The 20,679-nt window shown below is 52.3% G+C and carries 20 protein-coding genes; 5 read left to right on the forward strand and 15 right to left on the reverse strand.

Annotated features, from left to right (window positions below; genetic code table 11):
* Positions 1-62 precede the first annotated feature (62 nt).
* The 5 genes from PUV54_RS00615 to PUV54_RS00630 form a co-directional block, all read right to left on the reverse strand.
* Complete coding sequence (locus PUV54_RS00615) at positions 63-1,082, reverse strand: fumarylacetoacetate hydrolase family protein (protein ID WP_274493576.1); 1,020 nt, start codon at positions 1,080-1,082, stop codon at positions 63-65.
* A gap of 103 nt (positions 1,083-1,185) precedes the next feature.
* A complete protein-coding gene (locus PUV54_RS00620; protein ID WP_274493577.1) occupies positions 1,186-1,536 on the reverse strand; it encodes a hypothetical protein in 351 nt (116 codons plus the stop codon).
* A 203-nt stretch (positions 1,537-1,739) separates the two neighbouring features.
* A complete protein-coding gene (locus PUV54_RS16640) occupies positions 1,740-1,967 on the reverse strand; it encodes a DUF6980 family protein (protein ID WP_420797887.1) in 228 nt (75 codons plus the stop codon).
* Positions 1,968-1,975: 8 nt separating this feature from the next.
* A complete protein-coding gene (locus PUV54_RS00625) occupies positions 1,976-2,479 on the reverse strand; it encodes a hypothetical protein (RefSeq protein ID WP_274493578.1) in 504 nt (167 codons plus the stop codon).
* Positions 2,480-2,486: 7 nt separating this feature from the next.
* Complete coding sequence (locus tag PUV54_RS00630) at positions 2,487-3,617, reverse strand: homogentisate 1,2-dioxygenase (protein WP_274493579.1); 1,131 nt, start codon at positions 3,615-3,617, stop codon at positions 2,487-2,489.
* A gap of 212 nt (positions 3,618-3,829) precedes the next feature.
* On the opposite strand from PUV54_RS00630, the gene trxB reads away from it, so the two are divergent.
* The gene (gene trxB, locus PUV54_RS00635) at positions 3,830-4,789 is read left to right on the forward strand and encodes a thioredoxin-disulfide reductase (RefSeq protein ID WP_274493580.1); all 960 of its coding nucleotides are present in this window, start codon (positions 3,830-3,832) and stop codon (positions 4,787-4,789) included.
* A gap of 10 nt (positions 4,790-4,799) precedes the next feature.
* Here trxB and PUV54_RS00640 read toward each other — a convergent pair whose 3' ends face one another.
* Genes PUV54_RS00640 through PUV54_RS00665 form a run of 6 tightly spaced genes read right to left on the reverse strand, consistent with a single transcriptional unit; the run spans position 4,800 to position 11,701 of the window.
* Complete coding sequence (locus tag PUV54_RS00640) at positions 4,800-5,225, reverse strand: VOC family protein (protein WP_274493581.1); 426 nt, start codon at positions 5,223-5,225, stop codon at positions 4,800-4,802.
* 20 nt (positions 5,226-5,245) lie between these two features.
* The gene (locus PUV54_RS00645) at positions 5,246-6,103 is read right to left on the reverse strand and encodes a beta-keto acid cleavage family enzyme (protein WP_274493582.1); all 858 of its coding nucleotides are present in this window, start codon (positions 6,101-6,103) and stop codon (positions 5,246-5,248) included.
* A gap of 3 nt (positions 6,104-6,106) precedes the next feature.
* Complete coding sequence (locus tag PUV54_RS00650; RefSeq protein ID WP_274493583.1) at positions 6,107-8,065, reverse strand: acetyl/propionyl/methylcrotonyl-CoA carboxylase subunit alpha; 1,959 nt, start codon at positions 8,063-8,065, stop codon at positions 6,107-6,109.
* Positions 8,062-8,898 carry an enoyl-CoA hydratase/isomerase family protein gene (locus PUV54_RS00655; protein WP_274493584.1) on the reverse strand — a complete coding sequence of 279 codons (837 nt, stop codon included), beginning with the start codon at positions 8,896-8,898 and terminating at the stop codon, positions 8,062-8,064. Before PUV54_RS00655 ends, PUV54_RS00650 begins: the two co-directional genes overlap by 4 nt.
* Positions 8,899-8,900: 2 nt before the next feature.
* Positions 8,901-10,082 (reverse strand): acyl-CoA dehydrogenase family protein, encoded by a 1,182-nt coding sequence (locus tag PUV54_RS00660; RefSeq protein WP_274493585.1) that lies wholly within the window; start codon positions 10,080-10,082, stop codon positions 8,901-8,903.
* Positions 10,083-10,090: 8 nt separating this feature from the next.
* Entirely contained in the window at positions 10,091-11,701 is a 1,611-nt protein-coding gene (locus PUV54_RS00665; protein ID WP_274493586.1) for an acyl-CoA carboxylase subunit beta, read from the reverse strand.
* 114 nt (positions 11,702-11,815) lie between these two features.
* Between PUV54_RS00665 and PUV54_RS00670 the strand changes: the two genes are divergently transcribed.
* Positions 11,816-12,373 (forward strand): TetR/AcrR family transcriptional regulator, encoded by a 558-nt coding sequence (locus tag PUV54_RS00670; protein ID WP_274493587.1) that lies wholly within the window; start codon positions 11,816-11,818, stop codon positions 12,371-12,373.
* A 139-nt stretch (positions 12,374-12,512) separates the two neighbouring features.
* Here the strand turns inward: PUV54_RS00670 and PUV54_RS00675 are convergent, their stop codons facing one another.
* Both PUV54_RS00675 and PUV54_RS00680 read right to left on the reverse strand, forming a co-directional pair.
* Entirely contained in the window at positions 12,513-13,517 is a 1,005-nt protein-coding gene (locus tag PUV54_RS00675; protein WP_274493588.1) for a S41 family peptidase, read from the reverse strand.
* Between the two features lie 102 nt (positions 13,518-13,619).
* A complete protein-coding gene (locus PUV54_RS00680; RefSeq protein WP_274493589.1) occupies positions 13,620-14,222 on the reverse strand; it encodes a glutathione S-transferase family protein in 603 nt (200 codons plus the stop codon).
* A 75-nt stretch (positions 14,223-14,297) separates the two neighbouring features.
* Here PUV54_RS00680 and PUV54_RS00685 point away from each other — a divergent pair, with 75 nt between their 5' ends.
* Positions 14,298-15,473: an acyl-CoA dehydrogenase family protein gene (locus PUV54_RS00685; protein ID WP_274493590.1), complete on the forward strand. Its 1,176-nt coding sequence runs from the start codon at positions 14,298-14,300 to the stop codon at positions 15,471-15,473.
* 98 nt (positions 15,474-15,571) lie between these two features.
* Here the strand turns inward: PUV54_RS00685 and PUV54_RS00690 are convergent, their stop codons facing one another.
* Positions 15,572-16,318, reverse strand: coding sequence for a VPLPA-CTERM sorting domain-containing protein (locus tag PUV54_RS00690; protein ID WP_274493591.1), 747 nt, complete (start codon positions 16,316-16,318; stop codon positions 15,572-15,574).
* A gap of 198 nt (positions 16,319-16,516) precedes the next feature.
* On the reverse strand, positions 16,517-18,079 hold the full coding sequence (locus tag PUV54_RS00695; protein WP_274493592.1) for an AMP-binding protein: 1,563 nt from the start codon (positions 18,077-18,079) through the stop codon (positions 16,517-16,519).
* A 127-nt stretch (positions 18,080-18,206) separates the two neighbouring features.
* Here PUV54_RS00695 and PUV54_RS00700 point away from each other — a divergent pair, with 127 nt between their 5' ends.
* A complete protein-coding gene (locus PUV54_RS00700) occupies positions 18,207-19,166 on the forward strand; it encodes an NAD(P)H-dependent flavin oxidoreductase (RefSeq protein WP_274493593.1) in 960 nt (319 codons plus the stop codon).
* 77 nt (positions 19,167-19,243) lie between these two features.
* Positions 19,244-20,662, forward strand: coding sequence for a pyruvate kinase (pyk, locus tag PUV54_RS00705; RefSeq protein WP_274493594.1), 1,419 nt, complete (start codon positions 19,244-19,246; stop codon positions 20,660-20,662).
* Positions 20,663-20,679: the final 17 nt, after the last annotated feature.

Genomic DNA, 20,679 nt, shown 5'->3' on the forward strand with positions numbered 1-20,679 from the left:
CAACACCGCAAATACGCAACCAAACCTCAAACCGCACCTTTACCAAAAGCTCCAGCACAGACTTACACCATACGATCGTACTTTACGACCTTCTGATCTATTGAACCGAAAATCGATTTACCCAGCTTGTCTTTCATTTTGATCTCGACTGTATCGCCGAATTTCATAAAGGGCGTTTTCGGCGCGCCGTCCTGAATGGTTTCGATCATGCGGATTTCTGCGATGCAGGAATAGCCGTCGCCGCCATCAACGATCGCTTTTCCTGGCCCGCCATCTCGTTTGTTGGAAACAGTCCCTGACCCGATAATCGTCCCGGCGCAGAGCGGCCGGGATTTTGCTGCATGGGCAATAAGCTGAGAGAAATTAAATGTTAAATCAACGCCAGCGTTAGCCTGCCCGAAAGGTTCGCCGTTGTAACGAACCAGCAAGGGCAAGTGGACTGCAGCGTTGTCCCATGCATCACCAAGCTCCTCCGGAGTTACAGCAACCGGGCTAAACGCCGAAGATGGTTTTGACTGAAAAAATCCAAATCCTTTGGCAAGCTCACCGGGAATAAGGCCACGCAAGGACACGTCGTTGACGAGCATGATCAACCGGATGTAATCACCCGCTTCCTCAGACGTCACCCCCATTGGAACATCACCAGTGATGACGGCGACCTCTCCTTCCATGTCGATACCCCAACCCTCGTCCGTTGGCATGGCGATATCGTCACGCGGACCAAGAAAGGAATCCGAGCCGCCCTGATACATCAGCGGATCTTCATAAAAGCTTTCCGGCACTTCTGCTCCCCGGGCTTTACGTACAAGCTCAACATGGTTGATATAAGCTGAACCATCCGCCCACTGATAAGCTCTTGGCACTGGAGATGTGCATTCGCGCTCATGAAAGCGTTCGGCGGGAACGGATCCGCTTTCCAGCCCTTGCGCCAACTCCTCCAACCCCGGCGCAACCTTATCCCAATTATCAAGCGCAGCTTGAAGCGTTGGGGAGACTCGCCCGGCTTCCGTATATCGCGTCAAGTCTTTCGATACGACGACAAGCTTGCCGTCACGGCCGGATTTTAACGATGCGAGTTTCATGAGGACCTCGAATTTTCTTGCCAGTTTTATATTTTCTATGAGCTATAACAGCAAAACCCGCCGGGCAAGGCCCGGCGGGTTTGTACGTCTATAATCTGCCGTTCTATCTGACTCGAGCGACCGTTCTCGTGCTACGCACCTCATACCGGCGGTCCCGATCGTCAAAACACCAATAGGCTTCATAGCGAGCACGATAGTCATCGTGCCAAGTGTACTTAAATCCCTTATGGCAATCATAGCCTTCATACGCGTCGTAGTATCGGCCACGCCGCTCATATTCACTGTAGTACCAACGGCCAGAACGATAACCGCGATAGTTGTAAGGCTCACCAACACGGAGTTCGACGCCCAAATCTACATCAGCACCAACGCCTAAATTGACTTGCGCATTTGCGGGGGCTGAAACGAGCATCGCACTCGACACCAGCACCATGATTGAAACTTGCTTTGACATGCTTCGCTCTCCTTTACGGTTTCGCAGAAGGGTAACACCACGCCAACATTCTAGTTCCTGTGGTATCCACCAGTAAAATTACATTAGCGTACTGTGTACTGAACAGGTGCTAAGCTATAAAAGGCGTAAAGTCTGAATTACAGAATAATAATGGTGCTTCAAGCGTGCAAAACCGATTAGTTTACCGAATTTTCAAGGACGTTTTACAGAGCATTGAATTCAACGCCGCACCAAGGACAAAAGCGGATTAATACCACGTTTCTTTCACCATCATGAACAATCAACCCGAATTGGTTGAGCCCTGCGTTGTAAGCGACAAGACTATCAGGGCACTCGAAAGGGTCATCATGTGTGTCGCAATTCATTTCGAGCGCGGCTTGCATTGATTCGCAACACAGCGATTCCGGATTCGGATGTTGAGTTCGCGACATAAACTTTTTTACTCAGCTTTATTTACACGCTTAAATTCGGCCGCCCATTGCTTTTCTCGCGTACCGTCTGGCGTCATAGTGTATAATGTCGAACGAAATTTGTCTTCATTTAGCTTCTGCCAAACGACTTCATACGGTTCCTCACCTGAAGTTTTAGGCTTGTATGTTATGATGTCCGTTTCAGCATCAAGCACACCATGAAGTAACGCATATTCACCAGGCACGCTGTGGGCGGCAAAGCTATAAAATATTGCTTCTTTCGGTGAATAACCAATGTATCCCTCACCCTGTATGTCCAGGCCCATAAAGGTCTCGGTGTAAGAAATGAGATGGTTCGGATAGGTCATTTCCATCGTGCGCATCCCATTGCGACTGCCGAGCACGAATTCCCATTCACCTTGCATCCACTTCAGCAGCACTTCTTGTCTTGTCAGTTCCGTCGCCAACGAGTGAGGAAACGGCAAAAACAACACCACTACCAAGCCAAGAATCTTTTTCGAAAAAGAATTCATTTCGGACTCACGCCCCCTTCCACGAGTTCACATATTCATGATTTTCAATCCCATCAATGCCTCCGCCAATTTCAAGCGGGTCACGTGTGTCGATCATGACAGCATACTCATTTGTTGCTGCACTCTTTTGCTCCAGCATGTTTTTCAGCGCCTTCGGATGCGGCCCATGGGTGAACCCAGAGGGATGAAACGTCATCATCCCAGCATCTATATTATCGCGGCTGAAAAAATCCCCCGCATGATAGAACAGGACTTCATCATAATCGTCATTGTTGTGAAAAAACGGAACTTTCAACGCACCGGGATCTGTCTCAAACGGACGCGGAGCAAACGTACAGACGACAAAACGATCTGATAGAAACGTCGTATGTGCAGAAGGGGGTACATGGTAGCGATGAGACATGATTGGCCGAATGTCACGCACATTCAAACGCACAGGTGAAAGCTCACCATGCCAGCCGACTACATCAAGTGGGTTATAGGGATAGGTCGCAACAGAAACGTCTCCCCGTTTTTTTATTTCAACGCGTGTTTCACCGTCATCCGCCTGATGCTGTCTGAACTGATCGTTTATCTTCGGAGCATCCATGATTGCCGGGTCGAAAATAGCATGAGGTCCCAGCAGACCCTTTTCAGGTAATGTGTAATGAGAATTCGTTGCTTCGATCATCAATACTGATAACGGCGAAGACGGTGCGATACGCCACATCGTACCACGCGGCAGCATTAGATAATCGCCCTCTTCAAACACCAGGTGACCATAGTCGCAGAAAAGATCGCCCTGTCCTTTATGCACAAATAGGATCTGGTCGCCGTCGCCGTTACGCGCCAGCGCCGTCATGGCGGCATTCAGCTTCCAGAACCGGACTTCTGTTGCGCTGTTGTACAAAACCCTCGGGGCGTTCCATGGACTTTTTTGATCGCCTTCAAGCGCCGCCAGGTCAAAGGCGCGAGGCCGAAGAGGGCCTTCAAAATTCGACCAGCCTGTTGGCGGTCGCTTATGATGCATGAAGGCGGCGGGACCGAAAAACCCTTCCTTTGATATTTCGCGCTCATATGTGCCGGCGGGCATATCCGCATGAGCTTGTCTCGAGGCGTTTCCTTCCACCCGGCTCGGCGTAATCCATTTGCGCGCCATGGGCTTACTCCCTTAGATTTCTTTAGTTTTCCGAAAATTAGTAACATTTGTTACCATCTGCGCTGGTCGATCACAATAGGCCCGCCCGGCAGGGGAAAAGCCAGCCTTTCCCTTCAAGACGGCGTTTGGTAACGGCTTCGCGAGGGGTAGCACAATAACGAACCTGCACCCTATATCGATCACCTAAACGATCCGACAGAACGAGGCGCGACGTGAAAAAGACGAAATTGTTGATTTTGGGATCCGGCCCAGCGGGACTGACCGCCGCAATCTATGCCGCACGCGCAGGGCTGAAGCCTGTTCTCGTTCACGGGCTGCAACCAGGCGGTCAAATGACGATCACTACTGATGTCGAAAACTATCCTGGTTTTGCGGATGTCATTCAAGGTCCATGGCTGATGGAGCAAATGCAAAAACAAGCCGAACATGTAGGTACGGAATTTGTAAACGACATCATTACTGATGTGGATGTATCAAAACGTCCCTTCAGGTTGACGGGCGACAGCGGCGAAACCTACTCAACGGAAGCCCTCGTCATTGCAACGGGCGCTCAGGCGAAGTGGCTCGGCCTTCCAAGCGAAGAAAAATTTCAAGGATTTGGCGTCTCGGCATGCGCAACATGCGACGGTTTTTTCTATCGCAACAAAGATGTTTTAGTGGTTGGCGGCGGCAATACCGCCGTTGAAGAGGCGCTTTATCTTTCAGGCCTTGCGAAAAAGGTAATTCTTGTTCACCGCCGTGACGAGCTACGCGCGGAAAAAATCCTACAGACGCGGCTTTTCAATAAAGAGAATATCGACGTCATCTGGGATCACCAGCTCGACGAAATTCTCGGCGATGAAAATCCTCTCGGCGTAACGGGCGCGCGTTTGAAGCACGCCAAAACCGGCGAATTACAGGAGATTCCGGTCGAAGGCGTATTCATTGCAATTGGCCACAAGCCATCCACTGAACTGTTCGAAGGCAAGTTGAACATGAATGGTCACGGCTACATTATTTCCGCGCCAGACTCGACAGCGACGGAAATTCCGGGCGTATACGCCGCCGGTGACGTCACGGACGACATCTATCGTCAGGCTGTAACCGCCGCCGGCATGGGCTGCATGGCGGCATTGGAAGCCGAAAAGTTCCTCGCGGGCGAAGAAGCAACCCACGCCGCCGCCGCGGAATAATCTGAAAACCTTACGCGGCGTCGCCAGTCGGCATGTTCAGCATCCAGCGGATGCCAAATTTATCGATGCACATGCCAAAGTAAGAACCCCAGAACACATCCTGCATGGCCATGATTTCCATGCCTCCGGCAGATAGTTTCAAAAACTTCTCGTCGGCATCCGCTTTTGATGACGGCGCATAAGAAATTGAAAAATTCGTGCCTTGAACAAATGGGCCGCTCGCTTCTCCCGCCGTATCGGAGCCCATCAGCATGCTCGAACCAATTGGCAATGAAACATGCATGATGCGATTTTTATACTGATTACTGACGCCCATGTCCGGCGGACCTTCTGCAAAAGTGGAGCGCATCATAAATTCGCCGCCGAATACAGATTTATAAAAGTCGAACGCCTCACCGCAATTGCCGTCAAATGTTAGGTAAGTATTGAGGCTCATAAATATCTCCGTCTTTCTAACTAAAGACCTAGTATAGCCCTTGTTTCCAACGCTGTCGTGACTTCGCGACCTGCGTCACGCGCAAATGACGCGAGTGCGTCTATCATTGGTCCGTTTGAGGACGCTTTTTCGCCGTCAGGCAGGTAGAAACAGTCCTCAAGGCCGGTGCGCAGATTGCCCCCCAGTTCCGCCGCACGCTTATGCACTACCCATACGTCATCACGGCCAATGACTGTCGCCTGCCATGGCATGCTTTCCTTCTTGTACTTGATGAGTAATGGCAAAAGGTCAGGATCCGCGGGCATGCCGCTCGCCACCCCCATGACGAAATTATAGTCCGCATGGTCTGTCATGCCGTTTTCAATATAAAGCCCGACAGAACGCACAATGCCGATATCGAAACATTCAAATTCCGGCAAGATGCCGCATTCATTCATGACTTCGATATGGTCTTTCACTTTCGATGCTGGATTATCGAACACCATGGGCGGCCACGCCCACGAACCATCTTTTCGTGTCTTCAGATAATTGAGCGTACCGGCATTGCACGCCGCCATTTCCGGTTTACATGCGCGCAAATACTCCAAAACGTAATCATAACTGGAACCGACAACGCCGGTCGTCATGTTAATCACAACATCAGGACATGATGCGCGGATCGCGTCATTGATTTCGTTGCAAATTGCGGGATCCCATGTCGGAAGATGGCCTTTGCCAGATTCCTGTTGCCGGTAATGAACGTGCATTATCGTCGCGCCAGCATCGTATGCGCGCTTTGCTTCCGTCGCCATCTGTTCCGGCGTAACCGGGACCGGGTGTTGTTCAGGATTGGTAAGGACGCCTGTCAGCGCGCATGTGATGATCGTCTTTTCCGACATGAGCTATTCCTTATTCTCAAGCGTAATTAACTTGGCGCGAATGGCGACCTGATCGCCTTCTTTCACCATTACATTCTCTACGACGCCATCACGTGGCGCGATAAGTTGGTGCTCCATTTTCATGGCTTCAATTGTGGCGAGAACGGAACCTTTTAAAACCGTTTCACCTTTCGCGACTCTTACACTTGTGATCAAGCCCGCCATCGGCGCCTTCACAATATGATCACCGCTTGCAGCATCGCTGGCGGGCGCTAATGTCAGGTCTTTATAACGCTCCCATGCTCCATCGACGTCAATCTCGATATCCTCACCTGTCTTGAGGTACCGCGCATAACAAACCTGTCCATTGTGGCCATACCGAATAACGTCATCTGACTTGTCAAAGACTTCAATGCTGATTTCGGCGCCGTGGACGATTGAGGTTACCACTGAACCCGAGAGCTTTATCTCTGCTTGAATGGTTTCATGGCTGGAACTCAACAATTGCAGCGGAAAACTCGACTCTCCACGCGAGACCCACCCTGTAAGATGATCGCTGAAAGGCCGGTCGATGAGTGCTGCTCCCACCAACGCCATAGCGGCCTTACCGCCAGGTGTGGAACGTTTCGTGAGCCTATCTAGATTTTGTTCGATGTAGCCTGTGTCTGCTTCGCCATTAGCAAATCCTTCGTCTTCCAGTAGTGAGATTAGAAAATCACGGTTGTGAGTAATTCCCAAAAGGGTAGTGTTAACGAGTGCCGATGTCAGCTTTTGGCGTGCCACATCGCGATTTGGGCCATGCACGATCACTTTTGCGATCATCGGATCATAGTAAGCCGAAACATTATCACCCTGTCCAATTCCCGAATCAATGCGCAGAGCGTCAGTAGCAGGGAATTCAAGAATAGCAGCCTTCCCTGTATGCGGCGCGAATTCCTGTGCAGGGTCTTCTGCATATAGACGCGCCTCTATCGCCCAGCCATCAATCACTATGTCAGTTTGCTGAAACGACAGCTTGCCGCCTTCAGCAACGTCGATTTGCAATGATACAAGGTCCAGACCTGTCACAAACTCCGTCACGGGGTGTTCGACTTGAAGGCGAGTATTCATCTCAAGGAAATAAAATTCATCACGTGCGGGATCATATAGAAATTCAACTGTCCCTGCCCCGACATAATTCACGGCTTGAGCGGCTTTCACTGCTGCAGCTCCCATTTCTGCACGTTTATCGGACGAGATTACCGGCGACGGCGCTTCCTCTATCACTTTCTGATTGCGCCGTTGCAGTGAACAATCCCGCTCTCCCAGGTGCACGCAATTACCATGCTGATCGGCGAAAACCTGAACCTCTACATGTCTTGCGCCTGCGACAGCACGCTCCAACAACAAGGCACCACTACCAAACGCCGCTTCCGCCTCTTTTCGGGCAGACAGGATAGCGCAAGACAGATCATTTTTGTTCTTAACAACGCGCATGCCACGGCCGCCACCTCCGGCGGAAGCTTTCACCATGACTGGAAAACCGACTTTCTCCGCCTCTCCGATTAGCGTTGCGTCAGACTGGTCGTCTCCGTGATAGCCGGGAATGCACGGCACCCCAGCATCAATCATCCGCCGTTTAGACTCGGCTTTATCGCCCATTGCGGCGATAGCCCCAGCAGGCGGGCCAACAAAAATAATTCCCGCGTTAACGCATGCCCTGGCGAAGTCGGCTCGCTCAGACAGAAAACCATACCCGGGATGGATAGCGTCAGCGTTTGACCTTTTAGCTACAGCAACAACAGCGTCGATATTCAAATAACTTTGCGCTGGCTCGGAAGCACCTATGTGATACGCTTCGTCGGCTAGCCTGACATGCATGGCGTTCGTATCCGCCTCTGAGTAAACAGCGACGCATTTTATGCCTCTCGCTTTCGCGGTGCGCATGATACGGCATGCGATTTCACCTCGGTTCGCGATAAGAAGTTTACGGATGCGCGTCATGCTTCTTTCTTTGCCAAGTAAGTTTCGACCCATACTGGTGCAGTTTTGCTGGCGAACGCCGCAGCGCCTTCCCGTCCCTTACCGCGCAGACATGCTGCAAATTCTTTCGCCGCAAGATCTAACTGAGCAGAATCAATAGGATTTGCACTTCGATTGAGTATATCTTTTGTCACGGCGTTTGCTTCAGGCTCACAACGCCCAGCAGCATTCAGTGTTTCATAAAGCGCAGCTTCAAGATCGGCCGCACCGTGTGCAACACGATCAACATGGCCTATTCGCAACGCATCAGTTGCGTTGAAATGCGCACCGGTGAGCGCAAGGCGGCGTGCATTGTAGACACCCACACGCCGGACAAGGAATGGGCCGATCTGCGCAGGCGGCACGCCGAGCGTGGTTTCCGATAATGAAAATCGCGTATTTTCCTCAGCGATTGAAACATCCGAAACACTGATGAAGCCGTTAGCGCCGCCAAATGCGACCCCTTCAACCACAGTTACAAAAATCTGCGGCAAGGCATCAAGCTTCAACAGAAGATTACCAAAAACACGGTTGCCATTTGCAACCGGATCTTCACTATCGGATTCAGGTTCCGGCATCATCAACTGTTTGCCGAACTCCTTGATGTCACCGCCCGCGCAGAAGGCGCCGCTCGAACCACGCAATACCAGCGCCCTGAGATCACGGTTTTCCTGCAGCCAGTCACATAGGGTGATGAGGCCTTCGACCATGGCGGTGTTCAGCGCATTTTTAGCCTTCGGTCGATTAAGAGTCGCAAAAACCACGGACTGATCGCGCGTGAGCAGGATATCGGTCAGTTCCGGCAATCTTTCCATTCTCACGCCTTATTGGATTTACCTGGCAGCGTGCCAAGATATTTGCAGATGATGGACAGCATCACTTCGTCCGCTCCGCCGCCAATGGAGGCGAGCCGCCCATCGCGATAGGCACGCGTCACATTCGTTTCTTCCATAAACCCCATGCCGCCCCAGTATTGCAGGCAGGAATCATTTACTTCGCGCGCAAGCCTGCCGACTTTCAATTTCGCCATGGATGCCAGCATGGTAGCGTCCTCACCTTGCATCATTTTTTCGACCGCATCCCATGTAAGAGATCGTAAAGCCTGGACATCGGTTTTAAGTTCCGCAAGACGGAAGTGGACAACCTGATTATCGAGAATAGATTGGCCGAACGCCTTTCGCTGGCGTGCGTACTCCGTTGTCTCATCAATGGTTTCATCGAGGCTGACGAGACTCGATAGAGCAGCCCAAAGACGTTCTTCCTGAAACTGCAGCATCTGATACATGAACCCGGCGCCCTCTTCACCGATCAGATATCGTTGCGGCACGCGCACATTTTCAAAATAGAACTCCGCCGTATCAGAAGAACGCATGCCGAGCTTTTTAAGTTTGCGGGCGATTGTAATGCCTTTGCGGTGTTTGCCGCTTTCATCTTTGAGCGGCATGCAGATGAGCGACTTGTTCCGGTGCGCCGCACCCTCGCTTGTGTTGGCTAGGAGACACATCCAGTCAGCCTGCGTCCCACTTGTCGTCCACATCTTACCGCCATTAATGATGTAATCGTCGCCGTTTTTCTTGGCGGTTGTCTTGATGGAAGCGACGTCAGACCCTGAGCCTACTTCCGAAACGCCAAGACAAGAAACATAGTCGCCCGAAATCGATGGACGGAGAAAATCTTCTTTTGCCGCGTCCGACCCGAAACGCGCCAGCGCCGGCGTCGCCATGTCGGTCTGCACACCAATGGCCATGGGCACGCCGCCGCACTTAATATGACCGAGGGTCTCGGCGACGACCGCGCCATAGGACCAGTCTAGCCCCATACCGCCATATTCTGTCGGTTTGGTGACGCCAAGCATCCCAAGATCACCCAGCCCCTTGAATACATCATGAGCAGGAAAGATCTCTGCATCTTCCCACTCATCCACATACGGATTGATTTCCGTGTCGATGAATTTTTTTAGCGTCGATCGGATCTGATCGTGTTCTGTTGTGAGTTTCATGACTTCTCCTACATCCGCCCGATGCCGAAGGCGTTAGGCCGTAACTCCCGTCGCTTCGCCTCCGCGACCGTATCGAGACAGAACGCCAGAATCTTTCGACTGTCGCGTGGGTCGATCAGTCCATCGTCCCATAGCCGCGCCGTGGCAAATAGCGCCGTCGATTCCGCGTCGTATGTATCAACGATATGCTTCGCCATGCCGTCGAGAAACTCAGCGTTCGGCTCCTCGCCTTTCTTGCGTGCGCCTTCCTCAGCGACGATCCGCATGGTTTTCGCCGCCTGTTCGCCGCCCATCACCGCGATGCGGTTGTTGGGCCAGGCAAAGATAAAACGCGGATCGAAAGCGCGCCCGCACATGCCGTAATTCCCTGCCCCGAACGAAGCTCCGATGTGCAACGTCATTTTCGGTACGCGCATGTTCGTCACCGCCTGGATCATTTTCGAGCCGTGCTTTACGATGCCATTCTGTTCCGCATCCGTGCCGACAAGATAGCCGGTGGTGTTCTGTAAAAAAATAACCGGCGTGCCGGCCTGATCCATCAGTTGAATGAACTGCGCGACCTTTGCCGCTCCATTTGCATCGATCGGACCGTTATTGGAGATAATCCCGACTTCATGCCCGGCAATCGCCGCATGCGTGCACAAAGTCGCCGCACCATACCCGTCCTTGAAACCTAGCAAGTCCGAGCCATCAACAATACGGGCAATCACTTCGCGCGAGTCATAGGGCTGGCGATAATCTATGGGAACAACGCCCAACAACTCTTCAGCGTCATACAGCGGTTCATCGAAGGTTTTCTCCTCGCCCGCATTATTCCAGCCGAGCTTGGTTACTATCTCCCGAGCGATCCTGACGCCATCGCCGTCATTTTCCGCCATATATTCGGCAGTGCCCGAAACGTGATAGTGCATTTCTGCACCACCAAGATCTTCATCTGTGGCGATCTCGCCGGTGGCGGCTTTCAGCAAAGGCGGGCCCGCAAGGAAAACTTTCGACTTGCCGCGTACCGCAACGACATAATCGGAAAGCCCTGTCTGGTAGGCGCCGCCAGCCGTCGATGATCCGTGCACCACGGAAATTACTGGACACCCGGCGGCTGACAGTCGCGCAAGGTTAGCGAAAGTTCGCCCGCCGGGGACAAACATTTCCGACTGGCGCATGAGGTTGGCGCCGGCGCTTTCAATAAGCTGCACAAAGGGTAATTTATTTTCGAGCGCCAGCGCCTGTGCTCTTAACGCCTTATGCACACCCATGGGCGTCGCCGCACCGCCCTTAATACCGCTGTCGGATGCAGAAATGACGCAACGGACGCCAGAAATGAAACCTACGCCAGATATCCCGCCGCCGCCGGAGATATTCTTGTCTCCATCATCGTCATGCATTTTGTAGCCGCAGAGCGTGGAGAGCTGAACAAAAGGCGCACCTCGATCAAGGATCAGCGCAAGCCGCTCGCGCGGCAACAATTGCCCGCGCTTTTCGAATTTCGTTTTTGCACGCGCCGAGTTTGCGGCAACTTTTGCTTCCAGCTCGCGGAATTTCTCAATCAGTTTCAAATGATCGGCGCGGTTCTGTGCGAAAGCCTCGCTGCGCAAATCAATTTCAGAGTCAAAAACAGGCATCGTTAATTGGGCCTTGACAAAACAATATGATCGTATTGTTTTATCGTTATGAGCATGCCCCGTCAACATCAAGGCGCAGTTCCTGCGAAACGCCAGGAAGAGAAGTCAGCCGCTATGAGGCGGCGCATTTGTGAAGGCGCGGTCTCCTGCCTTTCCACCCGTGGCTATCATGGAACCTCAATAAAACAGGTGGTGAATGCTGCCGGTGTCAGCTTAGGCGCACTACAACACCATTTCCCGGCGAAGGACGATCTTGTCGAAGCGACGGCGGAATTTCTGTTAAGCCGCTCGGTCAAATGGTTTCAACGCGCCAAACACAACATAGATCAGGACAAAAACGCCTTTGGCGATATGATCCGCCGGTCTTGGCGCGAACAGTTTACGACCGACGAATACGGCGCGCTGCTGGAAATTCTTGTCGCTGCACGCACCAATGCAACATTACGCCATCGTATCGCACCAAAACTTGATAGTTGGCGGCGCGACATCGAGGCGGAGTTACGCGATCTCTTGCCGGTGAACGACAACAATGCAGAAGCACTTGAAGCCATCCTTACCATTGGACGATGCATGATGACCGGCCTACTCGTACATGACGGTCTAATCGGCGATACCAAACATATGCGCAAGGTTATTGACGCCTGGATTGACCTCGCCTCAAGCGCATCTTGAACTTGATCTATTTTACAGTAGTTGGGAATTGCATTCACTGAACCTCGTAATAGCCGGTCGAATGCGCTTTTCCGCTGTATGCAAATGGGTTGTAATCTGAAGTCAAAATCCCAACAGGCCCAGACACACTTGCAAAAAGTCAGAGCGGAGTCGCAATAAGCTCTAGTGCTTTTTCGAGCGCATCATCCGCCGCAATTTTCACATCCGGTTCAATACCCGCGCCTTCCCAACCTTGGCCTGTCTTAGGGTCGATGGTTTCGCCTACAGGAATAAACGCCGTAAACCGCTTTCCTATGCGCGCAGGCCCACCGAAATGACCGGCGCCAGCCGTTGTCTCTCCAACAACTGTTCCTCTGCCTGTGGTTTTAAACGCCAGCGTAAAATGCTCGCCAGCGGAAGCAGTCTTGCCGCTTGTCAAAATATATACAGGGGTGTCATCCCAGCCAAGCTTGTCATCAGATGAGAGCGTCCAGTGTTGCCAGCTCATTATTCCATCAGTTGTTGGCTGACGCTTCATAGACGGCAATCCGTCAAACATACTCGCCATGCCCCCGCCCATACCTTCGCGTATATTCATGGTGACGAGATGCGTTGGCGCTTCAAAAATATAACTCGCTAAGATATCCAACTCCGCCAGCCCACCGCCGGGCAGCTTCCGCAAATCGATAATTAGTGCTTTGGCGCCCTGGTATTCGGTCATGATTTTTCGCGCATGATCAAGAGCATCCGGCATCCCCAAAAAGATCAGCCACTCGGAGTATGCAACGTCGTCGTTAATCCACTTTGTTTCACCGTATGCATCCATTGAAGGGGGCGGTGGTGGAGCGCCAGGCGCATCACCTTCTCTTGGCGGCGCAAAATTCAATGTGAGATGTGCATCGGAGTTTACTGCCTGAATATCTTCAGTAACAGCCGCTGCAAATTCTTTTGCATCCGCTAAATTTTCGTACGCTCCCGCGCCAAGGTTTTCTCGTAACATTGCCGCATAAGCCGCGCCGATATCCGGGTCCATATAACCCGCTTCCAGTTTGCCAGCGAGATCCATCAGTGTTGCACGCGCTTCTTCAGCGGTGATGTTATGTTGTGCTGTAGCTTGGCTGAAAAACGTTATCGCTGCGACAACACCCAATAGAACCCGTAACATACGCTTAACCCTTTTAATTTATACAGTATTTTTAAATATCAATTTGAGAAGCACGACGCAACTCGTCGCAAAATAGACACACAATAACGCAAATATCCGAGATTATCCTGACGCTCGCTGGAAGGCTGGCCTTTCTGATAAGCGTTTCCACCACTTTTTCACATTCGGCGTCATAGCCTCTGCAATGCCGAGTACATTAGCGAAGTGCAACGCATACCCGACACAGATATCCGCCATAGTGAAGCGTTCGGTACAGAGATAATCCCTGGTCTCCAGTACTTCCTCAACCGAACGCCACCGGCCCAGAAACCATTTTTTGTAATCCTCAACGACCTGCGGCTGGCGGCGCTCTTCCGGCTCCAGCGCCGAATAGCGAAATACTAGCGTTTGCGGAAACAATAACGTCGCATCGGAACGGTGCAGCCAGTTGAGGTAGTCGCCGTATTCAGGCTCCTCAGGCGTAACGGCCAGCGGTGTCGGCCCATACCTGACGCCCAAGTACTCGCAGATCCCAGCGCTTTCGGTCATCTTAGTGTCCCCATCGATCAAGCATGGCACCGTGCCGAGCGGGTTTATCGATTTATAGGACTTATCGAAAACGCGGGGCGGGAATTGAAGCGTAATCAACTCGTAGTGAAGCCCCAATTCCTCAAGCGCCCATAGACAGCGCATAGAGCGTGCATTTGGGCAGTGATAAAGTTTCATGAGCGCCTCTCCAAGTTTTTTGCAAGTGTAACTGCGCGTTGACGGCGCCTCAATTCAGGAAGACAGTTCTTCACCATGACCAATCCGCTTAGTTTTGACTCATTACGGTTACCATCGTCTCACCTGAACGACACCCATGAAGCGTGGCGTAAGACGGTCCGGGAGTTTGTTGATCGCGAAATCATGCCTCATGTGAATGACTGGGATGAAGCAGGCGCTTTCCCGCGCGAATTGCACAAACAAGCAGCTAAAACGGGCCTGACAGGGCTTGGCTTTCCTGAAGCATATGGCGGCGTCAGCGAAGACGTCGATGTTTTTCATTCCATGATTTCATCGGAAGAGCTGGCGCGCGCGGGCGCCGGCGGGCTTGTCGCTGGTTTAATGACCCATGGCATCGGCCTGCCGCCTATTATTGCGCTTGGCAGTGATGAATTAAAGCAACGCATTGCACCGGAAGTTATATCCGGTGAAAAGCTGATCGCTTTATGCGTCACCGAACCTTCTGGCGGATCGGACGTCGCAAACCTCAAAACAAAGGCCGTTCGTCAAGGCGACACCTATATCGTCAACGGTGAAAAAACCTTCATCACAACTGGCTGTCGCGCCGATTATCTGACTGTCGCCGTGCGGACAGGCGGGGACGGCGCCAGCGGCCTCTCCCTCCTTTTGATCGAGGCTGACCAGCAAGGCGTAACACGAAGGCCGCTAAAAAAAATGGGTTGGTGGATGTCAGACACAGCGACAATCCATTTTGAAGATGTCACTGTGCCGGCTGAAAACCTTATCGGTCGGGAAAATTCCGGCTTCGTCGGCATTGTTGCGAATTTCAATATGGAGCGGCTTTCAATGGCGGCGCAGGCGATCGCGTTTGCACGGGTCTGCATCGAAGATGCTGCAGACTGGGCGCTTGAACGCCAGACTTTTGGCAAGCAGCTCTCAAAACATCAGGTGATCCGTCACAAATTCGCAGCAATGGTTCGGCGCGCGAACGCTGCCCAGACCTATCTGGACCATTGTGCGTGGCGCGTCAGCAACGGAGAGTCACCTGTCGCAGACTTGTCGCTGCTGAAAGTACAGGCGAGCCGCACCATGGAATTCTGCGCCCGTGAAGCTATGCAAATTCTTGGCGGCGCCGGTTTCATGCGTGGCTGCCGCGTGGAGAGGATCTATCGGGAAGTGCGTGTGATGGCAATTGGCGGCGGATCGGAAGAAATCATGAACGACCTGGCAGCGAGACAACTGGGCCTCTAGGTCATGCGCCTGTAGCGCACACAAACAGAACATCAGACACGAAAAGCCCGCCGAGGGGGATCACGGCGGGCTTTTCGTGTTTCAATGAAGAAACTAGGTTATGCTTTCTTTTTGCGCCGTCCAGCAAAGCCGAGACCTGACAAGCCTGCAATAAATAGCCAAGCAGCGGCTGGAAGCGGAATCTCCGGCATTGGCTCACCGAAGTTGACGCCAACGATCGCAGCGATGTCCGCAGAACCTACCACTCTTCCGTCAGCATCATCACCATCGCGGAAAGTTTGAACATAAATTGGTTCGCCAACGGTCGCACCCATAGCGAGGCCAAGCGGAAGATCAGAGAAATCGAACCCCCAGATCGTGAAGGTATCGCCGTTAACATCTTCAACGCCAAGTTTCGTACCGAGGAGTTGCTGGCCATTAAGCAGGATTGTCACTGTTGGAGAGTCGTCCTGATCGAGCGTTTCAAACAAAATAAGATCTACACCATCGCCATTAACCAGCGGCCCCTGATCGAAAAAGGCAGCCAGAACATCCGGACCATCCGGTGTCTGCGGATCGTTATCGTCAAGCTCGATCGATTCATTAAGATCAAAGCCGGCAGCTTCGAGTGCGCGACACTCAACGCCATTTACACCGACAGTCGAAGACGTGTCAGTCGGATCGATACAAGCTTCACGGCGATTTGGATCTAAACCTGAGAACACACCGCCCTGCGCCCAAAGCACAGTCGATGCAGCATTGTCAGTATCGAAATCGACACCGCCAATGGTCATTGGCGCGGCGTGCGCGCTCGCAAAAAACAGGGCGCCTAGCGCCATTGGTATTGAGATGAGTTGTTTCATCATATCCCCCTATAAAAACACGAACTCTGACCTTTTACAGAGTTTTAATCTTTTCCGAAAGTGGTTCCGCCTGAAATAGTGCAAAACTCGCACCCTTATGCTCTTTTGCCGCAATTTTCTCTACCTTGAGGGGTGGTAAACAGCATCCCCCACCCTCCTAGGTAGTAAAATCACCTTCAACGGTCGGCACACTGCGTGGTTTTATCGAATCAGCCCCGCTGTCTCACCCTTGCGAAGCTCTGTTTTGAGAACTTTGCCGGAAGGGTTGCGCGGTAGAATTTCCAGAAATGAAACATATTTCGGAAGCTTGAAATCGGCGATCTTGCCTTCAAGAAATGCAATGATTGCCGGGCCGTCAATTTCTGCGCCCGCCCTTTTTACTGCAACGACTTTCACCACCTCGCCCCATTTGTCATCCGGCGCGCCGATGACGGCCACGTCGGCAATGTCAGGGTGCTTTGCCAATAGCTTCTCAATTTCCGCCGGGAATATGTTTTCGCCGCCGGAAATGATCATGTCCTTGATGCGGTCAACAACGTACAGAAAGCCGTTTTTGTCGAGATAGCCAGCGTCGCCTGACCAATACCAGCCGTCTTTAATAACCTCGCGTGTCGCGGCAGGCTTGTTCCAGTAACCATCCATCACAAATCCGGACTGAACCACAACTTCACCGGTGTTTCCTTGTGGCAGTTCATCCCCCGTATCGGGATCGCAAATTTTGACAGAACATTCGGGCAGCGCTTTGCCGGCAGAAACCCGCTGCGTTTTTCCATGTGCATGATCTTTGTGATCGAGAACTGTCACGCCTCCGGTTGTTTCCGTCATACCGTAGAACTGCGTGAATTTTGCGTTGGGCATCGCCACCATCGCCGCATCCAGCAATCGTTCAGGCATTGGCGCCGCGCCATAGCTGATGTTCACAAAATTTGTGAGTGGCGATTGCATCGTCTTCGCCGCTTCCAAAATCATCATGACCATGGCCGGCACCAAAAACGAATTCAAAGGCGTTTGACCTTGAGCATCTTTCACAACGGCGCCAGGGTCGAATTGGCGATGCTGTATAATAGGCATGCCGCGCGCAATTCCCATCAGGCCGAAATTCAACCCAGCTACATGAAAGTGCGGCAAGGCGTGCAACATGGTTTCGTCATCGGACTGCGGGATTAGTATGTTCGCTTTCAGCCCTGCCTCCCCCACTTCGTAATAACATCGATTTGGCAAGATCACACCCTTGGGAAGCCCTGTCGTGCCACTAGTATAAAGCTGCACGAGCGCATCCTCGGTGGCGGGAACATAGTCCGGCTCTATCGCCTCATGTTTATCGATCAGCGTGTCAAAACATCCTTCGCCGCCCTCATGCAGAACCATCGTTGTGCATTCTGGGCGCCCTTCAATTCCGTCCAACGCGTCCAGAAACGCGCGTTCGGCGACAAAAAGGGCGGGATCGGCATCATCCAGGATCTGCTCGACTTCCAGCGGTGCAAGGCGCCAGTTTATTGGCGTCATTACAGCGCCAATTTTCGCCGCACCGAATAGCGTGTCCCAGAAAGTCGCCACGTTGCGCGCTAACCAGCAAATTCGATCACCGGGCTTGATATCTGAGTCTAAAAGCGCCTGCGCAGCTTTGTTCGAGCGCGCATTCATCTGTGCATAAGTGAATTCTTGTCCTTCGAATATCAGCCCTACCTGGTCAGGACGCCGCTTGGCCTGTTCCCAGATAAGGTCGGCGATAACGGGCGGGTTCAGAACTTCTCGGTCAGCCATATGCTATGTGCGTTTCCCTTTTGGCTTATTATGCCCCGCATCGTGACCTAAGAAAACCTGCTGCACAGGACAGTTGCGGCGCCCATCCCTTTGCTTATAGCTGATTACGACACTTTAGGAGAACTTCATGCCGTCCGTTAGCGAGATTAAGTCAAAAATGCGCCTGCCCGTGATCGGCGCGCCAATGTTTATCGTCTCAACGCCAAAGCTCGTTCTTGCACAATGCAGGGCCGGTGTTATTGGGTCATTTCCGGCATTGAACGCACGTCCAGCGGAAAAACTCGATGAATGGCTGACTGAAATTAACGACGGCATTGCAAAGCACAGTGAGGCGCATCCTGAAGCTCCGATCGCACCTTACGCTGTCAACCAAATTGTGCACCGATCGAATGACCGTTTGATGCATGACGTCGATGCATGCGTAAAACATAAAGCGCCGATTGTGATCACGTCACTTGGCGCGCGCGAAGAAGTCTATGAAGCAATCCATTCGTATGGCGGGATCGTACTTCATGACGTGATCAATAATACGTTTGCCAGGAAAGCTATTGAAAAAGGCGCAGATGGATTGATTTGTGTCGCAGCAGGCGCGGGCGGCCATGCCGGCGTGCAATCGCCTTTTGCGCTTGTTCAGGAAATACGGGAGTGGTTCGACGGCCCTCTCGCGCTTTCTGGTTGTATAGCACGTGGTCAATCCGTTCTCGCCGCTGAAGCCATGGGCGCAGATTTTGCCTATGTCGGGTCTGCTTTCATCGCTACTGACGAGGCTAATGCCGATCAAGCGTATAAACAGGGCATTGTAGACGGTTTCGCGGATGATATTGTCTATACCAATTATTTTTCAGGCGTGCATGGCAATTATTTGAAACCTTCCATCCGAAATGCCGGCCTTGATCCTGACAACCTGCCCGTAAGCGACCCTTCAAAAATGAATTTCAAGTCGAGCGGAGAGAACGCCAAAAAAGTCTGGAAGGACATATGGGGCTGCGGACAGGGCATTGGCGCTGTCAAAAAAGTAACATCGACGGCAGCGTACGTTGACCAATTGGCCAATGAATATGAAACCGCAAAGGCCGGACTTCGCTAAAATAAAGTTCCGGACCGCGTTGCCCTGAGCATGCGACATAGGGTTAAAAGGCCTCACACCTAGGTTTTGAGGCCCTCATGCGTAATCGTCTTTGCAAAATCGTTGCGACAATCGGCCCGGCGAGTGCATCCCCGTCGATGCTTCGGCTCATCAACAAAGCAGGCGTGGATATCTTCCGACTGAATATGAGCCACGGACAGCACGACAAGCTGACAGGCGTCACGAAAGCCATCCGCGAAATCGAAAAAGACATCGGTACGCCGCTCGCTATTTTTGCTGATCTGCAAGGTCCGAAAATCCGCACCGGCGCGTTTGCGAACGAATTTATCAAGTTGCGCTATGGTGCAGAGTATAAGCTCGTTCATTCGTACGAGTCGAATGATGAGAACGTCATTCCAATACCGCACCAAGAGCTTCTAGACGTTTTGGAGCCGGGCGACGTGCTCAAACTCGATGATGGCAAGCTTCAAGTCACGGTGTCTGAACGCAATTCACGCCATATTATTGCTAAGGCCGACACGCCAGGCGAGCTAAAAAACCGCAAGGGCATCAATGTGCCAGGCAGGCGACTGCCGATCTCCGCCTTGACTGAAAAAGACCGTGCTGATCTGAAATTTGCGCTTGATCTTGGTGTCGATTACATCGCGCTTTCTTTCGTTCAGCAGCCTGACGACGTGAAGGAAGCCCGCGAACTTATACAAGGGCGCGCTGGCATCATCTCGAAAATTGAAAAGCCATCCGCCGTCGAACAGCTTGATGAGATCGTCGAGCTTTCTGATGCTATTATGGTGGCGCGCGGCGACCTTGGCGTCGAATGCGCCGCAGAAGACGTGCCGATCTTGCAGCGAAAAATAATTCGCACCTGCCGCCGCGCCGGCAAGCCTGTTATTGTCGCAACGCACATGCTTGAATCCATGGTTGAATCCATTTCACCGACCCGCGCTGAAGCTTCTGACGTCTCAACCGCTGTCTATCAGGGCGCAGACGCCGTTATGCTTTCAGCCGAAACCGCTGTCGGGCGGCATCCGCCTACTGCAGTCGCCATCATGGATCGTATTATCGCCGCGACGGAAAACGATGAAGGTTCCGAAGGGTTTCACAACTATTCGAGTCAGGATGAGGACTACACAACGGCTGACGCCATCACTCTATCTGCGCGCCGAATAGCTGAAGTTCTCGATTGCAAATTCGCCGTCGCCTACACCAAGTCCGGATCAACAGCGAAACGCCTGTCTCGCGATCGCCCGCACTGCCCGATCATCGCACCAACACCAGAAGCGCAAGTCGCCCGCGAACTTGCGCTCTTTTGGGGCGTGCAGCCGGTGGTGACGGAGGACATCGCTCATTTCCACGAGATGATTGAAAAAGCCGACACGCTTGCTAAGTCCAACGGAGGCGCCGACGGCGACCGCATTATCATTATCGCCGGATATCCGTTTGGACGAAAAGGTAAGACGAATACATTGAAAATCAGCCGTATCGGCGCGCCCGACTAAATCCATCAAAGGAGGCA

Origin of the sequence: Hyphococcus flavus (genome assembly GCF_028748065.1) — a bacterium.
Classification (GTDB): Bacteria; Pseudomonadota; Alphaproteobacteria; order Caulobacterales; family Parvularculaceae; genus Hyphococcus; species Hyphococcus flavus.